The 12,274-nt window shown below is 47.4% G+C and carries 10 protein-coding genes and 3 pseudogenes; 8 read left to right on the top strand and 5 right to left on the bottom strand.

Annotated features, from left to right (window positions below; translation table 11 throughout):
* Window positions 1–20: 20 nt before the first annotated feature.
* From JCM16496_RS17715 to JCM16496_RS17690, 6 genes and pseudogenes are all read left to right on the top strand, one after another.
* Window positions 21–869, top strand: a complete 849-nt coding sequence (locus JCM16496_RS17715; RefSeq protein ID WP_025835907.1) for a peptidylprolyl isomerase — start codon at window positions 21–23, stop codon at window positions 867–869.
* Window positions 870–879: 10 nt separating this feature from the next.
* The gene (locus JCM16496_RS17710) at window positions 880–2,247 is read left to right on the top strand and encodes a peptidylprolyl isomerase (RefSeq protein ID WP_025835905.1); all 1,368 of its coding nucleotides are present in this window, start codon (window positions 880–882) and stop codon (window positions 2,245–2,247) included.
* A 25-nt stretch (window positions 2,248–2,272) separates the two neighbouring features.
* The gene (locus tag JCM16496_RS17705) at window positions 2,273–3,943 is read left to right on the top strand and encodes an OstA-like protein (protein WP_025835903.1); all 1,671 of its coding nucleotides are present in this window, start codon (window positions 2,273–2,275) and stop codon (window positions 3,941–3,943) included.
* A 5-nt stretch (window positions 3,944–3,948) separates the two neighbouring features.
* The gene (locus JCM16496_RS17700; RefSeq protein ID WP_025835901.1) at window positions 3,949–4,239 is read left to right on the top strand and encodes a hypothetical protein; all 291 of its coding nucleotides are present in this window, start codon (window positions 3,949–3,951) and stop codon (window positions 4,237–4,239) included.
* Window positions 4,240–4,302: 63 nt separating this feature from the next.
* Window positions 4,303–6,218, top strand: a pseudogene (gene mutL, locus JCM16496_RS17695) (DNA mismatch repair endonuclease MutL).
* 129 nt (window positions 6,219–6,347) lie between these two features.
* The gene (locus JCM16496_RS17690; RefSeq protein WP_025835899.1) at window positions 6,348–7,541 is read left to right on the top strand and encodes an OmpA family protein; all 1,194 of its coding nucleotides are present in this window, start codon (window positions 6,348–6,350) and stop codon (window positions 7,539–7,541) included.
* 119 nt (window positions 7,542–7,660) lie between these two features.
* On the opposite strand, the pseudogene trpS reads toward JCM16496_RS17690, so the two are convergent.
* From trpS to JCM16496_RS17670, 5 genes and pseudogenes are all read right to left on the bottom strand, one after another.
* Window positions 7,661–8,754 (bottom strand): annotated as a pseudogene (trpS, locus tag JCM16496_RS17685) (tryptophan--tRNA ligase).
* Between the two features lie 75 nt (window positions 8,755–8,829).
* Window positions 8,830–9,473: pseudogene (locus JCM16496_RS17680) on the bottom strand (HU family DNA-binding protein).
* 240 nt (window positions 9,474–9,713) lie between these two features.
* Window positions 9,714–10,064, bottom strand: a complete 351-nt coding sequence (locus JCM16496_RS22240; RefSeq protein ID WP_244440479.1) for a flagellar hook assembly protein FlgD — start codon at window positions 10,062–10,064, stop codon at window positions 9,714–9,716.
* 7 nt (window positions 10,065–10,071) lie between these two features.
* Window positions 10,072–10,260, bottom strand: a complete 189-nt coding sequence (locus JCM16496_RS22990; RefSeq protein WP_167332307.1) for a hypothetical protein — start codon at window positions 10,258–10,260, stop codon at window positions 10,072–10,074.
* Between the two features lie 251 nt (window positions 10,261–10,511).
* A complete protein-coding gene (locus JCM16496_RS17670) occupies window positions 10,512–11,267 on the bottom strand; it encodes a response regulator transcription factor (protein ID WP_025835896.1) in 756 nt (251 codons plus the stop codon).
* Between the two features lie 123 nt (window positions 11,268–11,390).
* Here JCM16496_RS17670 and JCM16496_RS17665 point away from each other — a divergent pair, with 123 nt between their 5' ends.
* Together JCM16496_RS17665 and JCM16496_RS17660 are read left to right on the top strand one after the other, a co-directional pair.
* Entirely contained in the window at window positions 11,391–12,044 is a 654-nt protein-coding gene (locus JCM16496_RS17665) for a DUF1349 domain-containing protein (RefSeq protein ID WP_025835895.1), read from the top strand.
* Between the two features lie 20 nt (window positions 12,045–12,064).
* Window positions 12,065–12,274 (top strand): VOC family protein (locus JCM16496_RS17660; RefSeq protein WP_025835894.1); only part of this gene is annotated, 210 nt, incomplete at its 3' end.

Here is a 12,274-nt window from a genome sequence, read left to right as displayed (position 1 = left end):
GAAGTAAATATCAGTTGGTGATGCGAACAACCTGCTTTGGGCTTTTAATTTTCCTTCTCTGTGTGGCGTGCAGCGAGCAGCACGACCATAAAGGGCGGACACCGTTAGTGGAGTTGGACGGCAATTTCCTTTACCGGGAAGATTTGCAATCGGTACTTCCGGTCGGTTTGTCCAAAGACGACAGTCTGTTGTTTGCAGAACATTATATCCGTAATTGGGTGGAAGATATTTTGCTGTACGATAAAGCGCAGAGCAATATTCCCAATAACGGTGAGATTGATAAACTTGTGGAGAATTATCGCAAAGCATTGATAATGCATACCTATCAACAGGCTTTAATACATCAGCGACTATCAGAGGAGATTTCAGAACAAGACTTGACGGAGTATTACGAGAAGAACCAGGCGCTCTTCAAGGTGGAACGTCCGTTGATGAAGGGCTTGTTCATCAAGGTTCCTTTGACGGCTCCGCAGCTGGGCAATGTTCGCCGTTGGTACAAGACGGAAACCCGTGAGGCGGTGGAACATCTGGAAAAGTACAGTCTGCAGAATGCTGTGAAGTATGAGTATTTTTATGATAAATGGGTGCCGGTATCGGAAGTGCTGGATATGCTGCCCTTGAAGGTTCCTGATGTGGACGAGTATCTGGACAAGAACCGTCATGTAGAGCTGAAGGATACGGCTTTCCATTATTTCTTGAATGTGAGCGATTATCGCCCGGTGGGAGAGCAGGAACCCTATGAGTTTGCCCGTGGGCAAGTGAAGGATATGCTGCTGAACGTGAAGCAGGTGGAATTCATGAAGCAACTGAAGGATGATTTGTACCAACGGGCGGTGAAAAGAGACAAGATTAAATATTATTTAGAATAAGACACCAAGAATGAAACAGTGTATGAACTTTAAGTTTGTAATTTTATTTGCCTTGACGCTATTAGTCGGTTCTACCGTTTATGGACAAGACAACGTGATTGACGAGGTAGTGTGGGTAGTAGGTGACGAGGCTATACTGAAGTCCGAAGTGGAAGAGGCACGTATGAGTGCATTGTATGAAGGACGCAAATTTGACCGTGACCCTTATTGCGTGATACCGGAGGAGATAGCCGTGCAGAAGCTGTATCTTCACCAGGCTGCCCTCGACAGTATCGAAGTATCCGAGAGTGAGGTTATCCAGCGTGTGGACTATATGACGAACATGTATATCGCCAACATCGGTTCGCGCGAGAAAATGGAGGAATACTTCAACAAGACTTCCAGCCAGATTCGTGAAACGCTGCGCGAGAATGCCCGTGAAGGATTGAAGGTTCAGAAGATGCAGCAGAAACTGGTGGGTGAGATTAAGATAACTCCGGCTGAGGTGCGCCGTTACTTCAAGGACTTGCCGCAGGACAGCATTCCTTATATCCCTACCCAGGTGGAGGTGCAGATTATCACTCAGCAGCCCAAGGTCCCTTTGGAGGAAATAGAAGATGTAAAGAGACGTCTGCGTGAGTATACCGACCGTGTCAACAAGGGCGAAAGCTTTTCCATGTTGGCTCGTCTGTATTCCGAGGACCGTGGCTCGGCCATGCGTGGCGGTGAGATAGAGTTTTCGGGACGCGGTATGCTGGACCCTGCTTATGCCAATGTGGCTTTCAACCTGCAAGACCCCAGCAAGGTTTCCAAGATTGTAGAGTCTGAATATGGTTTCCATATCATTCAGTTGATAGAGAAACGCGGTGACCGTATTAAAACACGCCACATTCTGTTGAAACCGCATATCCCGGAAGAAGCCTTGGCCGCCGGTTGTGCCCGTTTGGACTCTATTGCCGATGATATCCGCAATAATAAGTTCTCTTTTGAAGAGGCTGCCTCCGTGCTTTCGCAGGATAAGGATACGCGTAACAATCATGGCTTGTTGCCGAATCCCAATACGAACACTTCCCGTTTTGAGATGCAGGAACTTCCTCCTGAAATAGCCAAGGTGGTGGATAAGATGAAAGTGGGCGAAATCTCCGAAGCCTTCACCATGATTCCGCAAAAGACCGGAAAGGAAGAGTGCGTGATTGTGAAGCTGAAGAGCCGTACCAACGGTCATAAGGCCACTATCTCTGATGACTATCAGAACTTGAAAGAGATTGTGTTGGAGAAACGCCGCGACGAAGTGCTGGACAAGTGGATTCGTGAGAAGCAGAAGCACACGTATGTCCGTATCAAGGATAATTGGAAGAATAACTGTACGTTCAAGTATCCGGGCTGGATCAAAGAATAATCCGGAAGGATTTACATAGATTTGTATGCAAAAGAAGAATACAAAAAATCATTTCCTGAACAAGCATAGATACCTCCTGGTAGGTATTCTATGCTTGTTTGGCATCTGTCTGCTGAGTGCGCAGGACAAGAAAAAGACGGAGACGCCGGAAAAGAAGAAGACGCGCGTCGATTTGTTGTACGCAGATGAGGCGCAGGCGGACAAACAGCTGCGTCCTGATGTGCAGGTCCTCATCGGCTCGGTGAGGATGAAGCATGACAGTATGTACATGTTCTGTGATAGTGCGCTGATATTCGAAAAGATAAATTCTGTGGAGGCATTCGGCAATGTGCGTATGGAGCAGGGCGACACCTTGTTTATCTATGGAGACTATCTGTATTATGACGGCATGTCGCAGCTGGCCATGCTGCGTGAGAATGTACGTATGATAAATCGTAATACGGTGCTGACAACCGACAGTTTGAACTATGACCGTCTGTACGATTTGGGCTATTACTTCGAAGGCGGTACGCTGACCGACGAGGATAATGTGCTGACTTCCGAGTGGGGGGAATATAGCCCTGCCACCAAGTTGGCTGTCTTCAACCACAACGTGAAGCTGGTCAACCCGAAGTTTGTCTTGACTTCGGATACCTTGAAGTATAGTACGGCCACCAAGATTGCCACCATTTTAGGTCCCTCCGACATTGTGAGTGACCAGAATCATATCTACTCCGAACGTGGCGTGTACAATACGACTACTGAGCAGGCGGAGCTGCTCGACCGTTCCGTACTGACCAACGGCGGCAAGAAACTGACCGGTGACAGCCTTTTCTACGACCGCATCTTGGGATACGGCGAGGCTTTTGACAATGTACAGATGAATGATACGGTCAACCGGAACATGTTGACTGGCGACTACTGCTTCTACAACGAACTGACCGGAAGCGCCGTTGCCACCAAACGTGCCGTAGCTATCGACTATTCGCAGGGCGACAGTCTGTTCATGCACGGTGATACTTTGCGGCTGATTACCTACCATATGAATACCGATTCCATGTACCGGGAGATGCGTGCCTACCACAAGGTGCGTGCTTATCGCACGGATGTGCAGGCCGTATGCGATTCGTTGGTGTATAATTCCAAGGACTCTTGCATGACGATGTACACCGACCCTGTCTTGTGGCATGGAGAACAGCAGCTGTTGGGCGAGGAAATCAAGATTTACATGAACGACAGTACCATCGACTGGGCGCATATCATCAACCAGGCCCTGACGGTAGAGAAAATGGACAGTATCCACTATAACCAGGTTTCTGGCAAGGAGATGAAGGCTTTCTTCATAGATGGAGACATGCGTCTGGTGGAGGTGAACGGCAATGTACTGGTGGTGTATTACCCGGTGGAGGAGAAGGACAGCTCGCTGATTATGATGAACTATTCGGAAGGCGGACTTTTGAAAATGTACTTGAAGGAGAGAAAGATGGAGCGCGGAGTCTTTGTTGGAAAGACTACCGGTACAGCCTATCCTCTGGACCAGATTCCGGCAGATAAGAGCAAGTTGCCTTCCTTTGTCTGGTTCGACTACATCCGTCCGCTCAACAAGGAGGACATCTTCGAGTGGAGGGCTAAAAAGGCTGGTGAAGTATTGAAGAAAAGTGACCGGAAACCCGTAACTTCACCAAGGGATATGCATATTAAACGAAATAACAAGTAGTATCTATGGGAATGTTTACAATGCGGAAGCCCCGTGGCTTCAATCATAGCTATATCTATGTGGATGAGCGGAAAGAGAAGTTGGCGAAGATGGAAGAAAACGCCAAGCGTGACCTGGGTATGCTGCCGGAAAAGGAATTCTCGCCCGAGGATATACGGGGCAAATTCATAGAAGGAACAACTCACCTGAAGCGGCGCAAGGAGAGCGGACGTAAGCCGATGCATTTGGGCATAATCCTTGTTGTCATAGCTGTGCTGATTTATCTGTGGTATGCCATCAGCAACGGAATCATATAAAGTGAAGAATAATGAATGAAGAGTTTGGCTTCTTTAATTTTTAATTCTTAATTTTTAATTGTAATGAGCGATATCATTCATTTGCTGCCCGATTCGGTTGCCAATCAGATTGCTGCCGGAGAGGTGATTCAGCGTCCGGCATCTGTTGTGAAGGAATTGGTGGAAAATGCAATTGATGCCGAAGCCGGGGAAATACATGTGCTGATTACCGATGCGGGCAAGACCTGCATCCAGGTGATTGACGACGGAAAGGGGATGTCCGAAACGGATGCGCGTCTTTCTTTTGAACGTCATGCAACTTCGAAGATACGCGAGGCTGCCGATTTGTTTGCCCTACGCACCATGGGTTTCCGTGGAGAGGCGTTGGCTTCCATAGCAGCGGTAGCTGAAGTGGAGTTGAAAACACGTCCGGCCAGCGAGGAGCTGGGGACGCGGCTGCTGATTGCCGGCTCTAAAGTCGAGAGCCAGGAAGCCGTTTCCTGCCCTAAGGGAAGCAATTTTTCCATCAAGAACCTATTCTTCAATATTCCTGCCCGGCGCAAATTCCTGAAAGCGAACTCTACGGAGTTGAGCAACATCCTGACGGAGTTCGAACGCATTGCGTTGGTACACCCGGGTGTGGCCTTCTATCTGTATAGTAATGATACGGAGTTGTTCAATCTTCCGGTAATGCCTTTGCGGCAACGCATCATGGCAGTCTTCGGAAAGAAGCTGAATCAGCAGTTGCTGTCCGTAGACGTCAATACGACCATGATAAAGATTTCCGGTTTTGTAGCCAAGCCTGAAACGTCGCGCAAGAAAGGGGCGCACCAATACTTTTTTGTGAACGGGCGCTATATGCGTCACCCCTATTTCCACAAAGCAGTGATGGACGCTTATGAGCAACTGATTCCTGCCGGTGAGCAAATCTCCTACTTTATTTATTTCGAGGTAGACCCTGCCAATATCGATGTGAACATCCATCCGACGAAGACGGAGATTAAGTTCGAGAATGAGCAGGCTATCTGGCAGATTCTGTCGGCTGCGGTCAAGGAATCCTTGGGCAAGTTCAGCGCTATACCTACTATCGATTTTGATACCGAGGACATGCCGGATATTCCTGCATTCGAGCAGGCTCGTCCGATAGAACCTCCGAAGGTACACTATAACACGGATTTCAATCCCTTCAAGACGTCTTCCGCTTCTTCCTATGGAGCGGTGGCAATTATTCGCGCCCCAAAGTGGAGTGGGAGGGGCTTTATTCCGGTTTGGAAAAAGCCAGCAGGATGAACGAGCCGATGGAGGAAGAACCTTTTGCAGAGGATACGGTTACCGGTACGGCTCCAAGAGAGGAGGAGAGGGTTCCTTATTTCCAGGAAACGGTTCCTTCCGGGGCAAGCGCCTCTTTCTATGGCAATGAGGCAACGGTAGAGAAAGGAGCGCAACACTTCCAGTTCAAGGGACGTTTTATTCTGACTTCCGTCAAGTCGGGTCTGATGCTGATAGACCAGCACCGGGCGCATGTCCGGGTATTGTTCGACCGCTATATGAGTCAGATTCGACAGAAACAAGGCGTATCGCAGGGGGTATTGTTCCCGGAGATTATCCAGTTGCCGGCTTCGGAAGCTGCCGTGCTGGACAGTATCTTGGAAGATTTGTCGGCCGTAGGCTTCGATTTGAGTCCGTTGGGTGGCGGCAGCTATGCCATCAACGGCATACCTTCGGGCATAGAGGGGCTGAACCCGGTAGAATTGGTCCGGAATATGGTACATACTGCTATGGAAAAAGGAAATGATGTTAAGGAAGAGGTGCAGACAATTCTTGCATCGACCTTGGCGCGTGCTGCGGCCATCGTCTACGGACAAGTGCTGAGCAACGAGGAAATGTCCAATCTCGTGGACAATCTGTTTGCATGCCCATCCCCCAATTATACTCCGGACGGAAAGACGGTGCTGGCGACCATTAAAGAAGACGACATAGAAAAGCTTTTCTCCAAATAAGGGAGAGTGCTTTCTTTTGCAGCAAGGCAAAAAAAGCACAAATATTCAGAACCTTTTAGTTCTGTTGGCGTTAATTAGACAGTTTGAATGATAAAGAATTTAATTAACCACTTAACTATTTTAAGGTATATGAAAAAGATTCTAATGTTATTGGCTTTGGCCGGTGTGTCTTCTGTTGCCATGGCGCAGCAAAAGACTGAAGTTGTGGAAGAATTTGGCGTTATCCAGGTTCAGGATAAATATCAGGTAATCACTAACCCGTTCTGGAGTAACTGGTTTTTCTCTATAGGCGGTGGTGCCGAAGCAACTTTTGGAGATAATGATAAGGCTGGAAGTTTTGGCAAGCGTATCAGTCCGACGCTGAATTTTGCGGTCGGCAAGTGGTTTACTCCCGGATTGGGATTGCGTTTGCAATATAGCGGTCTTCAGGCAAGGGGGTATACGTATGATGCAGGTGCAGACTACGTAAGGGGCACTCAGATGAAGGATGGTTACTACAAGCAGCGTTTCGACTATATGAACTTGCATGGAGATGTGATGTTCAATCTGAATGCACTCTTTGGAGGATACAATCAATATCGTGTGTATGAAATCATTCCTTATGTAGGTGCCGGATTCACTCACAACTACACAAAGCCCCACCGCGAAGCTCTGTCTGTAAACGCGGGTATCATCAATCGCTTCCGTATTTCGAATGCGATAGATATTAACCTGGAGCTGAGCGCAATGGGCGTTGAAGATAAGTTCGATGGAGAAGTTGGCGGCGATCATGGATATGATGGCGTGCTGAGTGCAACAGTAGGGTTGACATACCGTTTCCCTGCCCGTGGGTTCCGCCGTCCGATGCCCCAGCTGATTTCTCAGGTAGAGCTGGCTGCCATGCAGGCACAGCTTGCAGAGATGGGAGCTGCCAACCAGCAGCTGCAGAATGCACTGGTAGCTGCACAGAACCAGCCGGTGGCCGAAGTGACGGAAACCGAAGTGATTGTTCCCGATCCGGATATAGCACCGCGTACCGTATTCTTCAATATCGGTTCTGCCGAAGTTTCTCCACGTGAAGCAATGAACTTGTCTTACCTGGCCGACCAAATGAAACAGTTCCCGAACGCCACTTACACTGTAAACGGATATGCAGACTCTGCAACCGGTACGCCGGCATTCAACAAAGAGTTGAGTTTGAAGCGTGCACAAGCCGTAGTCGATGTATTGGTAAAACAGTACGGTATCTCTGCAGACCGCCTGAAGGTGGATGCCGGTGGTGGTGTCGACAAATTCGGACAACCGATTCTGAACCGTGTGGTATTGGTGAAATCAGCTAACTAGGAGATGAGATACAAGAGATAGGCTACAAGTTGCCAGCTATCAAAGACGAGGGGCATGCGTTATCGTGACGCATGCCCCTTTTCTTATAACTCGTAACTTGTAACTCTTATATCCCCTTCCTATTCTCCACCGAATTTCTTCACTTGTTCTGCAATCAGTTCCGCGTCGTCAAAGTAGTTTATCTTCATTGCCTTGCGCACGTCGTCCAAAGTTGCGGCAGCAGTTTCCCTGGCAGTTTCGCAACCTTTCTTCAGCATGTTGTAGATGGCAGGGATGTCTTTCTCGAACTCCTTGCGGCGGTTGCGGATAGGCTCCAGTGTCTCCTGCATAATTTCATTGAGGAACTTCTTCACTTTCATGTCGCCCAGACCGCCACGTTGATAGTGAGCTTTCAGCTCGTCCAGATTCGGATATTCGGGCAGATAAAGGCCGAAGTGTTCCGGACGGCAGAAAGCGTCCAGGTAAGTGAATACGGTGTTGCCTTCCAATTTCCCGGGGTCTTGCACACGCAGGTGGTCGGGGTCGGTATACATGCTCCTCACCTTTTTCTGCACTTCATCGGCGGAGTCCGAGAGATAAATACAGTTGCCGAGGCTCTTGCTCATCTTGGCTTTACCGTCTGTTCCCGGCAGGCGCAGGCAGGCGGCGTTGTCGGGCAGCAATATCTCGGGTTCCACGAGGGTTTCACCATATATATAGTTGAAACGGCGTACGATTTCACGAGCTTGTTCAATCATCGGTTCCTGGTCTTCGCCCACGGGCACGGTGGTGGCACGGAAGGCAGTGATGTCCGCTGCCTGGCTGATGGGTAGGTGAAGAAGCCTACGGGGATGCTTGTCTCGAAGTTACGCATCTGTATTTCGGTCTTCACCGTGGGGTTGCGTTGCAGGCGGCTCACGGTGACGAGGTCCATGTAGTAGAAGGTGAGTTCGCAGAGTTCCGGTATCTGCGACTGGATGAAGATGGTGCTCTTCGTCGGGTCCAGCCCGCAGGCCAGGTAGTCCAGTGCCACTTCGATGACGTTCTGGCGTACCTTTTCAGGGTTTTCCATGTTGTCCGTCAGCGCTTGTGCGTCGGCGATAAAGATGAATATCTTGTCGTACAAGCCGGAATTTTGCAGCTCTACTCTGCGTCTCAATGAGCCTACATAGTGTCCTATGTGCAGGCGTCCTGTGGGGCGGTCGCCCGTAAGGATGATTTTTTCTTTTGCCATATTTATGTATTCTTTAGTTTCTTCATTGTATAAAAACCGTTAGGACCGGCAAAGATACCTATAATTATCGAAACCTCAAGGGATAACGCTTTCTTTCCTTTTCACGTATACCTTATGGCTTCCGATGCCGCTTGTATCGATTCCGCTGCCGGGAGTATGTGCCCATTTGCGCAGTTCCACGGTGGCGGTGGAGCGGACGAGTCCGGTCAGTTGCCGGTAGATGCTGACAGTAAGGAAGGCATGCTCGTCCAGATACTGATGCGCCAGGGCCAGACGCTGTTCGGGGGTGTATTTTTTCAACGAGCGTGCGGGTTTCCAGGAGGCACGTTCCAGTTCGCACCAATGGTTGGTTTCTCTAATCAATGCCTTGTCCGTGCGGAAGTTCACGCCACCTACGTAGATGCTCCGTGCGTTTCGCTTCGTGGTGCCTTCTTGGGGCTGTTCGCGTTCCTTGTCGGGGTAGATGGACAGTGCGGGGGTGAATACGCCCAATCCTTCTATCTTCACCGAGCGTCCCATTCCCATTTCGTGGGCCAGGGCTTCGCCCAGCTCGCAGATGATTCCCTCGGTGACGCCTTTCGAGAATCCCGAGGTCATGGCGATGTATTCCGCCAGTTCGCGCGTGCTGGTCTGTCCGGTCATCACCATCTTGGGTAGGTGATTGGTTCGCCTGTACCTTGCAAGTCGGGCATTTCTTTCATTTGGTAACGTGTGGCCATTGTTGCGTTCTCCTTTCTTTTCTTTTCTTCGATGCAAAGCCTTTTTCCCTGCGGAACAAAGTTCTTTTGGTAGCGGTGAAATCTTGGAATAAAGCCTTTATTCCAAGGAATAGAGATTTTATTTCTAAGAATAAAGGCTTTGTTTGTAGAAACAGAATCCTTGTTCTATTTTTGTATAGGCACAAAGATAAGTTTCCGTGGCGAGAAAAGCAAGTTTTGGCGGGGAAGAATGGAAGAAGGTCAGTATAAGAAGCCGAAGGCCCATAAGGGGATTTTGTTTCCTGCCGCATATTCCATATTATCGGCTGCTATAAACGCATTCTCCTGTAGGGCAATTTGCTTGCCATCTTTGTTTTTGCCTCCAACTTCTATTGTGTATTTTCCGTCTACGGTGTAGTCGGCACTACGGGCGCAATACTCCAACCGGTGGGCGTAAGCCAATTGATTGGCCATAAAGACCTCGCGTAGCGTACCCTTATTGACCTCCTTCAACGACAATGTATAAAGCAGGTTCGTATTCTCTAAATAGATTTTATCAGGCTTCTGCAATTTCTTCAGTGAATCGAGGTCCGAGTAAAGTAACCGTATCAACCGTGCCCTATCCAAATATTGCAAGTAGGCAAGGAGCGTAGTGCGTGTGAAGCATCAAAGTGGTCTTTCCCACACCACGCGCCCCACGAATGGCTACCAAGCGAGCATCCCAATGAATCGTGTCCATCAAGCTTCTGACGTATGTCGTGGAAGTGGCTGCCAACAATCGCTTATAGCGATTAATCAATGTATCCATCTGTCTATTTGTTTTATACACAAAACAAATATAGGTATTATTTGTTTTACATGCAAAACAAATATGGGTATTATTCGTTTTACGCGTAAAACAAATCGCCATACAGAGCGAAGTTTCTCTTTCCCTTATCATAAAGGGGAGGAAATCCTTCACTCCGTTTCCTTAAAATGACAGATGTTGTAAGTGGCTTAATGTGAGGTGGTTATCTTGCTCAAACTCCGCAAGCCCCTGCTCTTAATAAAAGAATGATTCTATATCAATTTTAAGTCTTTGGCAATCCGGCAGGCTTCAATGGAGTTCTTTACTTGCAGTTTACTTAAAATCTCTTGCCGATGCCGGTTTACTGTATATATGCTGATAGAAAGCATTTCTGCTATCTCTTTGCTCATCAACCCTTTGTTTATCAGCTTCAATACTTGCTTTTCTCTCTTTGACAAAATCTTGTCATTATTATGTTCCTCCAGCTCTGTGGCGTGCCCGTCAATGGAGTTGACTATCATACATTTGGCAGGAATATCAAATGCTAAAGGACTATAAAGGCATAATGCCAGCCATAACGTGTCATTGGCAGGCATGGAAACGTAAAAGATTCGATGTAAGACGGAAATGTAACTGCCTGCTTTGCTTTTCATACGTAGTTTGCTCATTAAATAATAGTCGGTACGTTTCTTTTTGGGTTGCCGCTTGACAAAATGATAGAAACAGAGCTCTTGTAAGTGCTTCTCGGCCAAATCATCAGGGTGGATAATTCTGAATATTTCTTCTTCCCAAATAGATGCCACTTTACTCTCTTTCACATTCTTGTCAATTCCCAGCATTTGCAAGAAACCGCCATAGTAAATATAGCTTTCATTCGTGCGCCAGTCGCTTAGCACTGCAATGGCATTTTCCATTTGCGAATAATTGCAAGCAATCTCCTTGTATCTGTTCAGTGTTTTTGCGTATGGTTGCCCTTCCGAAAAATCTTGCGCAAAGAATTCCTTGTTTAGTATATCCTTAGTGTCCATCAGCTTGATATAAAATGGTTATTTATAACTATTGTGCAGTAAATCACGACGTCTTACCTTTGCAAAGGTAATCAAATCGAATGGTTAATGGCGATACTATATTTACATAAAAAACATAGAAACATGAAAAAGTTATTATTAAGTGGACTTATGATTGCCGCATCCTATACCGGTATGGCACAATCATTGGAAAAGATGCAGTGGTTCAATGAACCTGCACAGTGGGAAGTGAAGGACAATTCACTGACAATGACTGTCACCCCTCAAACGGATTATTGGCGTATTTCTCACTATGGTTTTACGGTGGATGACGCCCCTTTCTTATACGCTCTGCAAGGTGGAGAATTTGAAGTGAAGGTCAAAATATCAGGCGACTACAAGACCCGGTTCGACCAATCCGGTTTGATGTTGCGCCTCGACCATGAGAACTACATCAAGGCCGGTATCGAGTTTGTGGATGGCAAATATAATCTCAGTACGGTTGTCACCCATCGCACAAGCGATTGGAGTGTTATAACCTTGGACAAGCCCGTTCCATTTGTATGGATAAAGGCGGTACGACGATTGGATGCGGTAGAAATCTTCTACTCTTTCGATGATAAAGAATACACGATGATGCGCAATGCATGGCTTCAAGACAATCATCCCGTGATGGTGGGTTTGATGGGCGCATCTCCTGACGGGAATGGTTTCAAAGCCAAGTTTGAGAACTTTTCAATCAAGCATTTGGCAGATAAGAGACGGTTGGAATGGTTGAAAAATAACGCAGAAGAATAATCAAATCAATAAACAAAAAAATGAAAATAGATCACTTTGCAATGTATGTGAATGACCTTGAAGCGGTCAAGGATTTTTTTGTGCGTTATTTCAACGCTGTGTCTAATGAGATGTATCATAATAAGAAAACAGACTTTAAGTCCTACTTCCTGTCTTTTGAAGATGGCTCCAGACTGGAAATAATGACTCGACCGGGGCTTGTTGATGAACAGAAGAATCCACTTCGATGT

The organism is Bacteroides rodentium JCM 16496, from assembly GCF_000614125.1.
Taxonomy (GTDB): domain Bacteria; phylum Bacteroidota; class Bacteroidia; order Bacteroidales; family Bacteroidaceae; genus Bacteroides; species Bacteroides rodentium.
This window is presented reverse-complemented; position numbering and strand designations above follow the sequence as displayed.